Below are 15,666 nucleotides of genomic sequence, written 5' to 3'. Positions count from 1 at the left end.
GTTGATATGAAGGTACTGGTTACCGGTGCGACCAGCGGATTAGGCCGCAACGCGGTGGAATATCTGCGTAACAAAGGCATCAGCGTCAGAGCGACCGGGCGTAACGAAGCGATGGGTCGTCTGCTGAGCAAAATGGGCGCCGAGTTTGTACCGGCAGATTTAACCGAGCTGGTGTCTTCTCAGGCCAAAGTGATGCTCGCCGGTATTGACACCCTGTGGCACTGCTCAAGCTTTACCTCTCCCTGGGGTACCCAGCAAGCCTTCGACCTCGCGAATGTTCGGGCCACCCGCCGCCTTGGCGAATGGGCCGTCGCCTGGGGGGTACGCAATTTCGTGCATATCTCCTCGCCGTCGCTGTACTTCGACTATCACCATCACCGCGCCGTACAAGAAGACTTTCGTCCCCAGCGTTTTGCCAACGAGTTTGCCCGCAGCAAAGCCGCCAGTGAAGAGGTGATCAACCTGCTGGCGCAGGCCAACCCCAACACCCGGTTTACGATTCTGCGTCCGCAAAGCCTGTTTGGCGCCCATGATAAAGTGTTTATTCCGCGCCTGGCGCAGATGATGCAGCACTATGGCAGCGTCCTGCTGCCACGGGGCGGCAATGCGCTGGTGGATATGACCTATTACGAAAATGCCGTGCATGCCATGTGGCTTGCCAGCCAACCGCACTGCGACCATCTGCCTTCAGCCCGGGCGTGGAACATCACCAATGGCGAGCCGCGTCCGCTGCATACTATCGTGCAAAAGCTGATTGATGAACTGGGGATCAAATGCCGGATTCGTTCGGTGCCCTACCCGATGCTGGATATCATCGCCCGCAGCATGGAGCATTTTGGCAATAAGTCAGCCAAAGAGCCGGCCTTTACCCACTACGGCGTCTCGAAGCTGAACTTTGATTTTACCCTGGATATCACCCGCGCTCAGGAAGAACTAGGCTATCAGCCGGTGGTGACGTTGGATGACGGGATTGTCCGTACCGCGGCCTGGCTTAAAGACCACGGTAAATTACACCGCTAACAGCGCGCTATCCCTGACCGTATTTCTCCAGCAGCGCTTCGGCGATAGCCTGGGTTTCGGCATCGGCGACGCCGTCCCAGCGGGCCGGGCGGAAATGCATCTGAAAGACCATGATCACCCGTTTTTGCTGCGCCGGTGTCATCTCCGGCGTCACCTGATAGCCGTAACGGGCCAGTAAATCCAGAAGTTCGACGCTATCGACAGGTTCATTTGACGGACGGCCGCGCAGGTAGAAGCGCACCCGATCGGCATCCGGCCAGGCGCCGATCCCCTGCTGCGCCAGCTGCCGCCACGGGAACAACGGCCCGGGATCGTCTTTGCGCTGCGGGGCAATATCGGCATGGGCAACCACATTCTGGGGGCTGATGTGATAGCGAGAAATAATATCTTTCGCGAGTGGAACGAGCGCATTAATTTGCGCCGGATTAAACGGCGTAAAGCTTTTTACCCCGGCGGTCTGCTGCCAGCCGAGGTTTTCCAGCTCAATGCCGATAGAAGTATCGTTAATCCGCGTACTACCTCGCCAGAAACTCACACCCGCATGCCAGGCTAAATCTTCTTCGGGCACCAGTTGCCAGATACGCGGCTTACCTTGATACAGCGGTGGCTGTTGGGGAATTAAATAATGAGAGCTGACCTGTTCATCGGTTAATGTCGCCAGCGATACGTCAAAATCATCTGCGGTATAGTGGATAACCAGCACCTTCACTCGCGGATAAGCGGCCTGTGCCGGGTGGCGTGTATCCAGCTGATAACCGTCTCGGTCGATAATCCCTTTCTCAGTGCTACAGCCGGCGAGTAGCAATAGCAGGAACGCAATAAGCCCGGAACGTTTCATCAAGAGGCGAACGCCCCGCTTACAGTAGATAAAGCCATCAGTCAGATCCTTCATGTCAACAAGCGGCCGCCGATTTAAAATGTGACTTAACGCATAATAGACCATCCCCCCAGTGATGTCTTCCGACACCTTTTTGGTTTTACATACGGCAATTTATATAAGATAAATTTATACTATCTTTCGTTAAAAACGAGCATAAGTAGAGTCTCAACACCTTTCAGCAGAATTGACAACGCAAATCAATTCCCTGCGTTCATTTTTTCCTTATGAGTTCACAAGTTAGAGGTCATATTTTTGTAGTATTTAGCTTGAAAAAAAAATTCACTTGATTCAATCTGGTGCCGCTCATTGGTTAGTTAAAACAAGAGCATGATGATAGCAAGTTAAACAATGGAGATTAAAAATATGAAATATGCAGCTTTAGTGGCAGGTGCAGCATTGTTTTTAACCGCAAACGCATTCTCTGCAGAAATCTTATCTAAAGAAGATTTCGCGAAAGTGCAAACCCAGTATCAGAAAGTGGGTACTATTTCCTCTACAGGCCAGACCGCTCCGAGCGATGCGCGTGCAGAGCTGCTGAAGAAAGCTGAAGAAAAAGGCGCGGATGTTGTGGTTCTGTCTTCTGGCAACACCGACAAGAAACTTCACGTTTCTGCCAATATTTATAAGAAAAATAATTAATTTTTTCTCTGAAGGAGCATTATCATCAACCGGTGATAATGCTCCATCTGCTGTTTTGACAATATTTATTTTTAGATAGCATTTAATTTTACAATCCTTTCATTCTATTATCAAATAACCATCTCCGCACAATAAGCACTCTCAAACCCAGGTCATTACTTCTAATTATCTACGAAATTATTCTTTTATCGCTGAGGGCGACATTATTTTGCAAAAGAATCCCTTCCGGAGAAAAAAGTGTTGACTATACTTAGCGGGTATAAAAACGAGACATAAATTAACACATTGCAGGTGGCAAATGAAAAAAGTCGCATTACTTATCTCTGGATTGATCTGTTCCAGTTTCTCGCACGCCAGTGCGCTCTATTTTTATGAAATAGGCACTGAAAATGTCGGCCTTGCTGGTGCAGGACAGGCCGCGCGCGCGCAGGACGCTTCCACTATCGTCACCAACCCTGCCGGGATGACCCGCCTACCAGATCATATGTTCACCGGGGGCATGCAGGTGATGGGCGGCGATATTTCCTATCAGTTAAAAGATGAAGATGGCAGAAGCAGTCCGGGAAATGTGATGAACCTGTTTCCCAATGCCAGTGGTTTCTATTCGCAAAAAATTAATGATGATTTATACGCTGGCATCGGTTTATACGGCAACTACGGCTTAGGTATCGATTTTGGTGACTGGGCCGGCGACCGCTTGATTAAAAAGAGCACCATGGTGGCGATGACCTTGAGCCCGTCGCTGGCCTATAAGCTCAACGACCGTCTGTCTATCGGCGCCTCCGCCAACCTGAACTACGGCTATCTCTCGCTGACCCGTAATGTTGATGGCAGCGATCAGAAAGATAAAGATTACGACTGGGCCATGAGCTACCGACTGGGTCTGCTGATGCAGTTAACGGAACAAACCCGCGCCGGGATTACCTGGAACAGCAAGACCGATTACAACTTTAATATCGATGGTAAAGCCCGTCTCCCCAATCTGCCGAATACCTCTTATGACTTGCCAATTTCAGCGCAGGTGCGTGCTCCCCAGCAAATTATGCTGAGCCTTGTGCATGATATTAATAAACAGTGGTCGGTGATGGGCGATCTCGGCTGGCAGGACTGGAGCCAGTTTGGCAGCCCGCAAATTACCGTCGCTGGTCGGGAAAGCGATAAACAGAACCGGCTAAAAGACTCCTGGCATACTGCACTCGGCGTTCAGTATCGACCAACCGAGCAGTGGCGTTTGAACGCCGGCGTGGGCTTCGACAGCACGGTCTACAATTCACAAAGTGATGTTGCGCTGTCGATGCCGACGGGTGACGAATGGCGCTTTGCCACCGGTGCGCAATACCAACTGACGCCTGCCAGCAATATTGGCGTGGCGGTATCTTATCTGCATATGCAGTCGGGACATGTGAAAACGCCAGAGATTATCGCCGGCGATTATGACCATCCCTACCTGTGGTTTGCGAGCATGAACTACAGCTATCAGTTTTAATCCACAACCGAGCCTGGGGTGTTCACCGCACCAGGCTCTGCTGGCTTCCTGCTAGATCAGTTTGAATAAAAAGCGCACCGGCTTAATTTGTAAAATATCCTGCCAGATTTTATGTAAATCAATCACCCCAGCCAGGCCGAGTAATGCCAAGGTAATAAAAACGGTGGCGACGGTAATGACCAGCATCAGACGGATCATATTGCGCTGCATTTTGTCCTGCTGCTGCGAGCGGCGTTCATCTTTTTCAAACTCGACCAGGGTGGTGATGGCGTTGCCCTGAACGGTATAACGCTGGTTTTCAACCGCCAGATCCCCTGACAGCACCAGGGATTCAATCAGCAGCGTGACTTTATATCTGAACTGCTCATTGCGGATATGCTTGTACCACAGCTTGCCATAAAGAAGCTCAATCACTTCATCAATGGTGATGCCTGCGACAGGTCTCGACGGGCGACGCTTCACAAACTCGTTGACGATCAGGCCGAGTAAAAAAACGCGTTCCCGGCTCTTTAATTCACGTTCTCTGAAGAAGGTGGAAACCAGCGCGCCTTTCCCGCGCAGGAGAAACGTTTTGATATCGATAAGGTGTAAATAGTGATTAATGGCGAAAACAAATATAGAGTTAAGCGTTATTTTGCCATATTTTTTATAGCTGACAATTTCACTTTCCATCTCCAGCAATTGCGCCAGCGAAAATTTATTTCGTAGCTCACAGTCATCTGGCTGGGGATCTAAATATTCGAGGGTAACGTGACGGCCATTAAACCTGACCAGGCGGTAGCGGCATCGATTAACGTCGGCAAAGTAGACGACGTAGTAATCATACGGATCGCCGGCATTAGCATCGTTTTTAATGAAATACGGCAAAAACTTTACCCAGAGCTTAGTCTTAGCATTCGCTAGTATATTTTTAATCATTGTCAACCCAACATAAATATGTGTATTGCTATAAACATAGCAAACTTCAATATATATTATTGAGCATTTAAGCCGCGCGTACAGTTTACTTTTATGCAAAAAAAAATATTCTGTGATGAACGGTTAAACATGCCGACCCTTGCACATCGCGGAGATAAATATCCGTCAACGTTAATGCGGTGGCCGTAGTTTACCGCTTCCCGCAAACGCATAACCTGAGCTCTTAGAGTCAAGCACATCCTGGAAGCAGTAAGCTATGCTTGAACAGAAACTAATAACGTAGTGAGCTTATAAGGAAATCATCATGCGCTACAAACTCGTTGCATTTATTCTCCCTTGCGCGCTCGCGCTGAGTGCCTGTACCACCGTGACACCAGCCTATAAAGATAACGGCACCCGCAGCGGCGCCTGCATTGAAGGTGGGCCAGATGCCGTGGCACAGAAATTTTACGATTATCAGATCCAGCACCGTAATAACGATCTGACGGCGTTGCGTCCTTATCTGAGTGACGATCTGGCGAAACTGCTGGACAGCGCTCGTCAGGACCCGGCGCGTAGCTCCCTGCTCCAGTCTAATCCTTTCTCCAGTTCCGCCACGCCGGCAGATAGCGCCAGTGTAGCCAGTGCTTCTACTATTCCTAACCGCGACGCCCGCAATATCCCGCTGCGTGTCGATTTAAAACAGGGCAGTCAAAGCTGGCAGGATGAGGTGCTGATGATTCAGGAAGGACAGTGCTGGGCCGTCGATGACGTGCGCTATCTCGGCATAAACTCGCATGCTCCGGCAGGATCGCTGCAACAGAGTCTGGAGAAACGCGGATAAGGGGGTGGAAGCCACGCCGCTGAAACGATAACCCCGGTAAAATGTCGGTATTTCTCCAGGTTATACCGACATTTGTTCCTCCCCACCCCACGAACCCCTATTTTGTGCTAAGTTTAGAGGTAAATGTGGTTTACATTTAACTTTTAACGCATAAATATTGCATAACTATTCTGTCAAAGGTAGTATTTGCGGCCTCAATAGCTATTTGTATCAGACAGCCCAGATGAGTATTAAACTAAACGGCATTAACTGCTTCTACGGCGCGCATCAGGCGCTGTTCGACATCACGCTGGATTGCCCGCAGGGGGAAACGCTGGTGCTGCTCGGCCCCAGTGGCGCCGGGAAAAGCTCGCTGCTTCGCGTACTCAACCTGCTGGAAATGCCGCGTTCCGGTACATTACATATCGCCGGTAACCACTTTGACTTTACGAAAGCGCCTTCTGATAAAGCCATCCGTGAGCTGCGCCAGAACGTCGGTATGGTCTTCCAACAGTACAATCTGTGGCCGCACCTGACCGTGCAGCAAAATCTGATCGAAGCTCCCTGCCGCGTGCTGGGCCTAAGCAAAGATCAGGCTCTGGCTCGCGCCGAGAAGCTGCTGGAACGTCTTCGCCTCAAACCTTACAGCGATCGCTACCCGCTGCATCTTTCCGGCGGGCAGCAGCAGCGTGTCGCCATTGCGCGGGCGCTGATGATGGAACCTCAGGTTCTGCTGTTTGACGAACCAACGGCAGCACTCGATCCGGAAATCACCGCCCAGATCGTCAGCATTATTCGTGAGCTGGCCGGCACCGGCATTACCCAGGTTATCGTCACCCACGAAGTGGAAGTGGCGCGTAAGACCGCGAGCCGGGTGGTGTACATGGAAAATGGCCATATCGTTGAACAAGGGGATGCCAGTTGCTTTACGCATCCGCAGACCGACGCGTTTAAAAACTATCTTTCACATTGATGTTTTTCGGGGAAATGACGATGAAAAAAGTACTGATTGCCGCGATCCTGGCAAGCATGAGCCTTTCAGCTACTGCCGCCCAGACCATTCGTTTCGCCACCGAGGCGTCCTACCCTCCGTTTGAATCGATTGATGCCAACAATAAGATTGTCGGTTTTGACGTCGATCTGGCAAACGCGCTGTGTAAAGAAATTGACGCCACCTGTACCTTTACCAACCAGGCGTTCGACAGCCTGATCCCAAGCCTTAAGTTCCGTCGTTTCGACGCGGTCATGGCCGGGATGGATATCACGCCTGAGCGTGAAAAACAGGTGCTGTTCACGACCCCTTACTATGAAAACTCTGCGCTGTTCGTCGGCCAGCAGGGTAAATTTACCAGCATCGACCAGCTGAAAGGCAAGAAAGTCGGTGTGCAGAACGGTACCACCCACCAGAAATTCATTAACGACAAACACCCGGAAATCACCACCGTGCCGTACGACAGCTACCAGAATGCCAAACTGGATCTGCAAAATGGTCGTATTGACGCAGTATTTGGCGATAATGCCGTCGTCACCGAGTGGCTGAAGAGCAACCCGAAACTGGCCGCTGTGGGTGATAAAGTCACCGATAAAGACTACTTCGGTACCGGCCTCGGCATTGCGCTTCGCCAGGGCAATACCGAACTGCAGCAGAAATTTAATGCTGCGCTGGAAAAAGTGAAAAAAGATGGGACTTACCAGACCATCTATAGCAAATGGTTTCAGAAGTAACGCTAAATGAATGAAATTTTTCCATTAGCAAGTGCCGCCGGGATGACCGTCGGCCTTGCCGTTTGCGCACTCATTATCGGCCTCGTGCTGGCAATGCTGTTTGCCGTGCTGGAGTCAGTAAAATGGCGCCCGCTGGCATGGCTCGCAACCGGCGTGGTCACCGTCCTGCGCGGACTACCGGAAATTCTGGTGGTCCTGTTCATCTATTTCGGCTCTTCACAGCTGCTGCTCACCCTGTCTGACGGCTTTACGATCAACCTCGGGTTCGTGCAGATCCCGGTGCAGATGCAGATTGAGAACTTCGACGTCAGTCCGTTCCTCTGCGGTGCCATTGCCCTCTCCTTGCTATATGCGGCTTACGCCTCACAAACCCTGCGTGGCGCGCTGAAAGCAGTACCTCAGGGGCAATGGGAGTCTGGCCAGGCGCTGGGGTTGTCAAAGGCGGCAATCTTCTTCCGCCTGGTGATGCCGCAGATGTGGCGCCATGCGCTGCCGGGTCTGGGCAACCAGTGGCTGGTGCTGCTGAAGGATACCGCGCTGGTGAGCTTAATTAGCGTGAACGATTTGATGCTGCAAACCAAAAGTATTGCCACCCGCACCCAGGAGCCTTTCAACTGGTATATCATCGCGGCGGCCATCTACCTGGTCATCACCCTGCTCAGTCAGTACATCCTCAAACGTATTGACCAACGTGCGACGCGCTTCGAACGGAGACCGGGCTGATGCTTGATTATTTACCCGAACTGCTAAAAGGGCTGCATACCAGCCTGACGCTGACGGTGGCCTCCATCGTCGTGGCGCTGATCCTGTCGCTGATCTTTACCATCGTGCTGACGCTGAAAACGCCAGTGCTGGTGTGGATCGTCCGCGCTTACATCACGTTATTTACCGGTACGCCGCTGCTGGTGCAGATCTTCCTGATTTACTACGGTCCAGGGCAGTTCCCGTCACTACAGAACTACCCGGTACTGTGGCATCTGATTTCTGAACCGTGGCTGTGCGCGCTGATTGCTCTGTCCCTCAACAGCGCAGCTTATACCACTCAGCTGTTTTATGGTGCGATTCGCGCGATTCCTGACGGCCAGTGGCAATCCTGCAGCGCGCTGGGCATGAGCAAGAAAGACACCCTGGCGATCCTGCTGCCGTACGCGTTTAAACGCGCGTTGTCTTCGTATTCCAACGAAGTCGTGCTGGTCTTCAAGAGCACCTCGCTGGCTTACACCATTACCCTCATGGAAGTGATGGGCCACGGTCAGTTGCTGTACGGACGGACCTACGATGTGATGGTGTTTGGCGCGGCCGGTATTGTCTATCTCATCGTCAACGGTCTACTGACCCTGATGATGCGACTGCTGGAACGCAAAGCGCTGGCCTTTGAACGGCGAAATTAATGCCCGGTGTTAAGGGCATCCGAGCGGCGGGTTCACCGCCGTTCATCAATGCATAATTAATATACTTAAAAACGGGCCAGTCTCATCACTGCCCGTTTTTTATATCTCATAAAAAATAATTATACGTAATTATTGAATATAAATTCATTTAATGGCATTGTGAAAATCAGCCGCAGACACGGCACAACATCATAAGATTGACCGACGGGAGTTCCACGATGAAAAAGTTAGTTTTGGCTGCACTGCTTTCCTCTTTCGCCTTTGGCGCCGCTGCCGCGGAAAAAATCAGCTTTGGCGTTTCCGCCACCTATCCGCCATTTGAATCCATGGATGCCAACAATCAGATCGTCGGTTTCGACCTCGACCTGGCGAAAGCGCTGTGCAAACAGATGCAGGCCGATTGCACCTTTACCAATCATGCATTCGATAGCCTGATCCCGGCGCTGAAATTTAAAAAATATGACGCGGTGATTTCCGGCATGGACATTACCCCGGAACGTAGCAAGCAGGTGGCGTTTACCGAGCCGTACTACGCGAACTCAGCGCTGGTTATCGCCAAAAAAGATGCCTACCACTCCTTTGCTGATCTAAAAGGCAAACGTATTGGTATGGAAAACGGCACCACCCACCAGAAGTACCTGCAGGACAAACATCCGGAAGTCAAAACCGTCGCCTATGACAGCTATCAGAATGCGATTATCGACCTGAAAAATGGCCGTATCGATGGGGTGTTCGGTGATACCGCGGTGGTCAATGAGTGGCTGAAGACCAACCCGCAGCTGGGCGTGGCAACGCCAAAAGTGACCGACCCGCAATACTTCGGCACCGGCCTCGGCATTGCAGTACGCCCGGATAACAAGGCGCTGCTGGAGAAACTAAATGGCGCGCTGAAAGCGATTAAAGCCGACGGCACCTATCAGAAAATCAGCAACCAGTGGTTCCCGGAATAAACATCCGCCAACCGGGCTACTCCAGTAGCCCGTTAAACCACGCGCGGGGAAGCCTCCCCGCTACGGACGCAGCGGCAGGGTGAAACGGAAGCTGGCCCCTGTCGTGACCTCCAACAGACGAATATCGCCGCCGTGCAGTTGCAGCATACGCCGGACAATCATCAGCCCTAATCCTCCTCGCGTCCCGCGACTCTGACCGGGTTCCAGTACCGAAGGTCGTTCAAACAGCGTGGCCCGCAGCTCACCGGCAACGCCCGGGCCGCTGTCCGTCACTTCCACCACCATTTCTGCGCCCTGCTGACGCGCCGTCAGGCTGATGCTGCCCCCGTCCGGGGTGTGGCGAATGGCGTTATCCAGCAGGTTGGTCAGCACCCGCTCCATCATCGACAAATCTGCGACCACCGGCGGCAAACCGCTGGCTAGCCCCAGCTGCAGACGAATATTGCGCGTGGCAATCGACAGATCGAACTTCTGCGCCACGTCCTGAACCAGCTCGGCCAGGAAAAACTTCTCCGGCTGCGGTTTAATACCGCCGTGTTCCAGCCGCGCCAGTTCAAACAGCTGCGACGAGAGATAGCGGACTTTATTTCCCTGGCGCAGCGCGATATCGAGGTAACGCCGACGTTCTTCTGGGCTGAGCCGGTCGGCTTTCAGCGTCAGGGTCTCAAGGTATCCCAGCAGCGACGTCAGCGGCGTCCGCAGGTCGTGGGAGATATTAGCCACAAACTCACGACGCTGGCGATCGCTGTCGGCCAGACGATCCCACTGCCCGGCGATCTGCCGGGCAAGGTCAATAAAGCGGTTATGCAAAATCGCCACTTCATTTCCCGGATGCGGATCGGGGGTTTGCGCCGCCAGTAATTTGATCGCCCCGATGCTGTCTTCTTCAGGGATGACCACCTGGGCGGTCAACTGACGCACCGGACGCGTAACCCAATACCAGGCAAGGCCGCCGGCCAGCAGACCAAACAGCGCCACCAGCAGCAATGTCCAGATCACCAGGCTGCCCAGCGTCTTCTGCCAGGCGTTGGCCGCCAGTTCGTTAAAGGTTTCCCCTTGCAGAATGATATAGAGATAGCCGCGAAGCTGACCGTCAACGTTCAGCGGCGCGACGCTGAAGACTTTCTGCTGATCCGGGCTGCGCGGGTCGTCGCCGTACACCGGCCAGGCGCTACCGGAAAGAAACGCCTGGATCGGCGCGATCGCCACCCGCTGGCGTTTGATATGGCCAGGAGGCGCGGCATCGGCCAGCAGTTCACCTTCAGGAGAAATCAGGTACAGCTCTACGCTGGGATTAAAAACCATCAGCCGGTCAAAAAGCGGCTTCAACGCCTGGCGGTTCACCTGCCCCTGCGCATCAAGAAGCGGTTCGCGGGCCACGATTTGCTGGGCTAGTCCAGCCGACAGCCGCTGCACCATTGCATTACCGTATTGCGCGCTGCTGTACAACTGCACCACGCAGACGGCCGCCGCGCACAGCAACAACAGCGAGGTAAAAACCAGTGCCAGGCGCTGACTCAGGCTCAGTCGGCGCATCATTGCCCCGCTCCTTGACGAGCCGGCGAAAATTTATAGCCCTTGCCCCAGACCGTCAGAATTATTTCCGGCTCGGCCGGATCGTGTTCGATTTTACTGCGCAGGCGGTTGATATGGGTATTCACCGTATGCTCATAGCCTTCGTGCTGATAACCCCAGACGTGATCGAGCAGCGCCAGGCGGGAAAAGACCTCGCCGGGATGGCGAGCGAAGTAGTACAGCAGGTCGAATTCGCGCGGGGTTAGGTCTACCGGTTCGCCGCGTAGCCTGACCTCCCGCGCCAGCGGATCGATGCTCAGGCCGTGGCAGTTAATGCGCCCGGCGTCCATCAGCAAATTCTGCCCCATCGCCTCCTGGCGACGAAACAGCGCCTTGACCCGCGCCACCAGTTCAATGATCGAGAACGGCTTGGCAAGGTAGTCGTCTGCACCCATTTCCAGCCCCAACACACGATGTGTCTCGCTGGCGCGGGCGCTGATGATAATCACCGGCAGATAGCGGGTCATCTGGCGAATACGGCGGCAAATCTCCAGACCGTCGACATGGGGCAGCATCAGGTCAAGGATCACCGCATCCCAGCTTCCCTTTTCAAGCTGCACCAGCGCCTGGGCGCCATCGGCCTCATGGACAATCTGGAACCCTTCATCCTGCAAATTCAGGCGCAGCAACGTAGCGATATCGTCGTCATCTTCGACCAACAGAATTTTCTTTGCCATCGTCTCGCTCCGCTCATTTCAACCTGTTATTCGCCAAGCTTACCCGATTTACACCTGCAGAAGAGTTCACATTTTGTTTAAACTTCGCGGACCAGTAACGTCAGCACTTCATAGTGCGCGGTGTGAGGGAACATATCGAACAGCTGCACCCGCTCAACCCGATAGCCGGGCAGCAGCGCGAAGTCTTTCGCCATCGTCCGGGCGTTGCAGCTGGAGTAGATTATATACGGGGGCGCCATCCGGCCTAAATAGTCGCACAGCTCGTGGCCGATACCGCGACGTGGCGGGTTCACCAGCACCAGGTCCGGAATATCGCCCTCAGCAGTAGCAAACTGCGTCGAGTCCAGCGCCTGAAAATGGAGGTTCGTCAGCCCCAGTTCAGCGGCAGATTGCTTCGCACTGGCAATGGCCTCTGGCGCAATCTCAATGCCCGTCAGCCGCATCTGCGCCGTAGCACAGTGCAGGCCAAAACCGCCTACGCCGCAGAACAGATCCCACATATGCTTCACCGGCAGCTGGCGCACCCAGTCGCGAGCGGTGGCATACAGCTGGCTGGCAACGGCCGGGTTGGTCTGAAAGAAGCTCTGCGGGCGGATCCACAGCGGAACGCCATTAAAGTTTTCCGCCAGCGCGGGCTGCTCGCCGAGCAGAATTTCCTGCTCGCCTTCCATAATGGCCATATGCACCGGCTGAATATTAGCGGTAATCACCTTCAGCTGCGGCAGCTGTGCCTGCAGCCAGGGTAGCGCGGCGCGAAGCTGCTCGAGTTTCGCCGTCGAACGCAGGACAAAACGCAGCATCATCCCGCCATCCAACTGGCTTTCGGTGAGCAGCAGATACTTCAGCTCACCGCGTTTGCGGGCGACGTTATAGGGGGTTAACCCGGCCCGCGCAATAAACGGCTTTAATACACCAAACACCGGCGCAAAATGAGGCGGATAGAGCGGGCAGTCGGTCAGGTCTTCAGGGGTGCCGTCGCGGTGCAGCATGCCCAATAGCGGGCGTTCAACGCTGCCGCTGACCACCATTTTGGCTTTGTTGCGAAAACCAGCCTCCGGGCCGGAAACCGGCGGCTCCCATTGCGCTACCGGGAAGTCCGCTAACAACGTCCTGAGGTCGGCCATTTTACTGGCGAGTTGTTGTGTTAACGGCAGTTCCAGCCACTGACAGGAGCGACAGCAGCCCGCGTCATAGAGTGCGCAGTGCATAAAAAGACCTTCAAAAAAACAGGGGCGGGGATTGTATCATCGTTATTGTAGTCGGAAAAACCGTCGGCACGAAGTCGGAACAAACAGCAACAGCAACACCAGGTAATCGGGCAATTTTTGCATCACCAGAGAACGGAAAATTTCACGCTTTGATTCGCCGGCAATACTGAACAGTTCCGGATAGCCATACCCCAGCGAAGCCGCCCACAGGTAGCCGGTGACAATGATCTGCGTCAGCAGAAAGATCCAGCGTGCCAGATTACGCCCCTTCACTAGCGAGAAGGCGCACCATATCTCGATGAACACCAGCAGCAGGCTGGAGAGAAACACCAGCGTCAGGTTCCAGGTCTGGACGCTGCGGCGAATAAACTCTTCGATGCCGCTGACCCCAAGCTGGTTGAAGATCATCAGCAGGTCAACGCCACGAATCAAAATAATGGCGAACGCCGCCACCTGCACCAGGGCAGGAACGTTCAGGCGTGCATGAGAGGAACGTGCTTTAGTAAACAATCCCAACGGAAACGTCTTCCATGAAAACGGCGTCGTACTATCACGACGCCGATACCAGTTTTACCGTAGATTTTAGGGGGTTCAGCTGCGTCTTGCACGCTGGATATCGCGTACTCGCTGCTTTTCTGCGCGGGCCATCAAATACCAGGCGATAAAACCAACAACCCCGACCACCGCGAGGATTAACGTCGCCAGGGCGTTGATTTCCGGGTTCACCCCCATCCGCACGCTGGAGAAGACCAGCATCGGTAAGGTGGTGGCCCCAGGACCGGAGACGAAGCTGGCAATAACCAGATCGTCCAGCGACAAGGTAAAGGCCAGCAGCCAGCCGGAGATCACCGCCGGCATAATCATCGGCAGCGTGATGATGAAAAAGACCTTCAGCGGCGGCGCACCTAAATCCATCGCCGCTTCCTCGATAGAGTGGTCCAGTTCACGCAGCCGGGACGAAATGACCACCGCCACGTAGGCGGTACAGAAGGTCACGTGCGCCAGCCAGATGGTCAGCATCCCGCGATCCGACGGCCAGCCGATAGCGTGCCCGAGCGCCACAAACAGCAGCAACAGCGACAGTCCGGTGATCACATCAGGCATGACCAGCGGTGCGGTGATCATAAAGGCAAAGCCGTTTGAACCGCGGAAGCGGCCAAAACGCACCATTACCACCGCCGCAATGGTGCCCAGCACCGCCGCCGCCGTTGCCGCACAGGTGGCGATGGTCAGACTGAGCCCGACGGCGCTCATCATCGCATCATCGTGGAACAGCTCGCTATACCAGCGCGTTGACCACCCGGCCCATACCGTCACCAGCTTCGAGCTGTTGAATGAGTAGATCACCAGCATCAGCATCGGGGCATATAAAAACGTAAAGCCGATCACGAGGATTAAAATTCGCCATGGCGAACGTACTACCGGCAAATCGTTCATCCGTGCTCCCCCATCTGTTTTTGCTGATGCTTGTGGAACCACATGATCGGTACGATCAGCAGCAACAACATCACAATTGCCACCGCCGAGGCCACCGGCCAGTCGCGGTTATTAAAGAACTCCTGCCACAGGACGCGCCCGATCATGATGCTGTCCGGCCCGCCTAACAGTTCCGGGATCACAAACTCCCCCACTGCGGGGATAAACACCAGCATCGACCCGGCAATAATCCCGCCTTTGGTCAGCGGCACGATCACCTGGAAGAAGGTTTTCAGCGGTCGCGCGCCCAGATCCAACGACGCTTCCACCAGCGAGTAGTCGATCCTCGTCAGCGCGGTATAGATAGGCAGCACCATAAACGGCAAATAGGCGTAGACAATGCCGATGTACACCGCGAGGTTGGTATGGAGGATCTCCAGCGGCTGATCGATAACCCCAAGCCACAGCAGGAAATTATTCAGCACGCCGTTGCTTTTCAACAGCCCCATCCACGCATACACGCGGATCAGGAATGAGGTCCACGACGGCAGGATCACCAGCAGCAGCAGAATATTTCGCGTGGACGGCTTGCTGTGCGCCACCGCCCATGCCAGCGGATACCCCAGTACCAGACAGCAGAACGTCGAGATGCCCGCCACCTGCAGCGACTGCAGATAGGCTTCGAAATAGAGCGGATCGTCGGTCAGTTGTAGGAAGTTACCGAGGTTCAGTGTTAACGTCAGCTGGCCGTCCGCCCACGCCCATAGATCGGTGTAGGGCGGGATCGCCCGTGCCATCTCCGCCAGGCTGATTTTAAATACGATCAGGAACGGCAGCAGAAACAGCAGGATCAGCCACAGATACGGCAGCGCGATCACCAGCTTGCGGCCATGGGCCATCTGCAGGCGCGCGAGCCAGAGCGCAAAACCGCCCGGTTTTTTCTCCCCGGCCGGTGGTTCTAATGTACTCATCGCCCTCT

Annotated in this window: 17 protein-coding genes; 9 read left to right on the top strand and 8 right to left on the bottom strand. The window is 54.1% G+C overall.

What is annotated here, in order from left to right:
• Nucleotides 1-6 precede the first annotated feature (6 nt).
• A complete protein-coding gene (locus ACMYSO_RS22055; RefSeq protein WP_123756132.1) occupies nucleotides 7-1,020 on the top strand; it encodes an NAD-dependent epimerase/dehydratase family protein in 1,014 nt (337 codons plus the stop codon).
• A 7-nt stretch (nucleotides 1,021-1,027) separates the two neighbouring features.
• Here ACMYSO_RS22055 and ACMYSO_RS22050 read toward each other — a convergent pair whose 3' ends face one another.
• On the bottom strand, nucleotides 1,028-1,858 hold the full coding sequence (locus tag ACMYSO_RS22050; RefSeq protein ID WP_434670857.1) for an N-acetylmuramoyl-L-alanine amidase: 831 nt from the start codon (nucleotides 1,856-1,858) through the stop codon (nucleotides 1,028-1,030).
• A gap of 405 nt (nucleotides 1,859-2,263) precedes the next feature.
• Between ACMYSO_RS22050 and yahO the strand changes: the two genes are divergently transcribed.
• Nucleotides 2,264-2,539, top strand: coding sequence for a DUF1471 family periplasmic protein YahO (yahO, locus tag ACMYSO_RS22045; RefSeq protein WP_434667871.1), 276 nt, complete (start codon nucleotides 2,264-2,266; stop codon nucleotides 2,537-2,539).
• Nucleotides 2,540-2,837: 298 nt separating this feature from the next.
• Nucleotides 2,838-4,025, top strand: a complete 1,188-nt coding sequence (locus tag ACMYSO_RS22040) for an OmpP1/FadL family transporter (protein ID WP_434667868.1) — start codon at nucleotides 2,838-2,840, stop codon at nucleotides 4,023-4,025.
• A gap of 51 nt (nucleotides 4,026-4,076) precedes the next feature.
• On the opposite strand, the gene ACMYSO_RS22035 is transcribed toward ACMYSO_RS22040, so the two are convergent.
• Complete coding sequence (locus tag ACMYSO_RS22035) at nucleotides 4,077-4,892, bottom strand: hypothetical protein (RefSeq protein WP_434667865.1); 816 nt, start codon at nucleotides 4,890-4,892, stop codon at nucleotides 4,077-4,079.
• A gap of 355 nt (nucleotides 4,893-5,247) precedes the next feature.
• Between ACMYSO_RS22035 and ACMYSO_RS22030 the strand changes: the two genes are divergently transcribed.
• From ACMYSO_RS22030 to artJ, 6 genes are all read left to right on the top strand, one after another.
• Nucleotides 5,248-5,766: a lipoprotein gene (locus ACMYSO_RS22030; RefSeq protein WP_434667862.1), complete on the top strand. Its 519-nt coding sequence runs from the start codon at nucleotides 5,248-5,250 to the stop codon at nucleotides 5,764-5,766.
• Between the two features lie 223 nt (nucleotides 5,767-5,989).
• The gene (gene artP, locus ACMYSO_RS22025; RefSeq protein WP_123756129.1) at nucleotides 5,990-6,718 is read left to right on the top strand and encodes an arginine ABC transporter ATP-binding protein ArtP; all 729 of its coding nucleotides are present in this window, start codon (nucleotides 5,990-5,992) and stop codon (nucleotides 6,716-6,718) included.
• A gap of 20 nt (nucleotides 6,719-6,738) precedes the next feature.
• Nucleotides 6,739-7,470: an arginine ABC transporter substrate-binding protein ArtI gene (gene artI / locus ACMYSO_RS22020; RefSeq protein ID WP_123756246.1), complete on the top strand. Its 732-nt coding sequence runs from the start codon at nucleotides 6,739-6,741 to the stop codon at nucleotides 7,468-7,470.
• A 6-nt stretch (nucleotides 7,471-7,476) separates the two neighbouring features.
• Nucleotides 7,477-8,193 (top strand): arginine ABC transporter permease ArtQ, encoded by a 717-nt coding sequence (gene artQ, locus ACMYSO_RS22015; protein WP_434667859.1) that lies wholly within the window; start codon nucleotides 7,477-7,479, stop codon nucleotides 8,191-8,193.
• Nucleotides 8,193-8,861: an arginine ABC transporter permease ArtM gene (artM, locus tag ACMYSO_RS22010; RefSeq protein ID WP_434585755.1), complete on the top strand. Its 669-nt coding sequence runs from the start codon at nucleotides 8,193-8,195 to the stop codon at nucleotides 8,859-8,861. Before artQ ends, artM begins: the two co-directional genes overlap by 1 nt.
• Before the next feature lie 218 nt (nucleotides 8,862-9,079).
• Nucleotides 9,080-9,811: an arginine ABC transporter substrate-binding protein ArtJ gene (gene artJ, locus ACMYSO_RS22005; protein ID WP_434667856.1), complete on the top strand. Its 732-nt coding sequence runs from the start codon at nucleotides 9,080-9,082 to the stop codon at nucleotides 9,809-9,811.
• Nucleotides 9,812-9,871: 60 nt separating this feature from the next.
• Here the strand turns inward: artJ and ACMYSO_RS22000 are convergent, their stop codons facing one another.
• From ACMYSO_RS22000 to potH, 6 genes are all read right to left on the bottom strand, one after another.
• Nucleotides 9,872-11,350, bottom strand: a complete 1,479-nt coding sequence (locus ACMYSO_RS22000) for a sensor histidine kinase (protein WP_434667853.1) — start codon at nucleotides 11,348-11,350, stop codon at nucleotides 9,872-9,874.
• Complete coding sequence (locus tag ACMYSO_RS21995; protein WP_434667850.1) at nucleotides 11,347-12,063, bottom strand: response regulator transcription factor; 717 nt, start codon at nucleotides 12,061-12,063, stop codon at nucleotides 11,347-11,349. The genes ACMYSO_RS22000 and ACMYSO_RS21995 overlap by 4 nt, the downstream gene beginning before the upstream one ends.
• A gap of 77 nt (nucleotides 12,064-12,140) precedes the next feature.
• The gene (rlmC, locus tag ACMYSO_RS21990; RefSeq protein ID WP_434667847.1) at nucleotides 12,141-13,271 is read right to left on the bottom strand and encodes a 23S rRNA (uracil(747)-C(5))-methyltransferase RlmC; all 1,131 of its coding nucleotides are present in this window, start codon (nucleotides 13,269-13,271) and stop codon (nucleotides 12,141-12,143) included.
• Nucleotides 13,272-13,313: 42 nt separating this feature from the next.
• Complete coding sequence (locus tag ACMYSO_RS21985; RefSeq protein ID WP_123756123.1) at nucleotides 13,314-13,787, bottom strand: YbjO family protein; 474 nt, start codon at nucleotides 13,785-13,787, stop codon at nucleotides 13,314-13,316.
• 75 nt (nucleotides 13,788-13,862) lie between these two features.
• Nucleotides 13,863-14,708: a putrescine ABC transporter permease PotI gene (gene potI / locus ACMYSO_RS21980; protein ID WP_434585760.1), complete on the bottom strand. Its 846-nt coding sequence runs from the start codon at nucleotides 14,706-14,708 to the stop codon at nucleotides 13,863-13,865.
• The gene (gene potH, locus ACMYSO_RS21975; protein ID WP_434667844.1) at nucleotides 14,705-15,658 is read right to left on the bottom strand and encodes a putrescine ABC transporter permease PotH; all 954 of its coding nucleotides are present in this window, start codon (nucleotides 15,656-15,658) and stop codon (nucleotides 14,705-14,707) included. Before potH ends, potI begins: the two co-directional genes overlap by 4 nt.
• Nucleotides 15,659-15,666: the final 8 nt, after the last annotated feature.

Origin of the sequence: Klebsiella sp. B345 (assembly GCF_051131735.1) — a bacterium.
Taxonomy (GTDB): domain Bacteria; phylum Pseudomonadota; class Gammaproteobacteria; order Enterobacterales; family Enterobacteriaceae; genus Klebsiella.
This window is presented reverse-complemented; position numbering and strand designations above follow the sequence as displayed.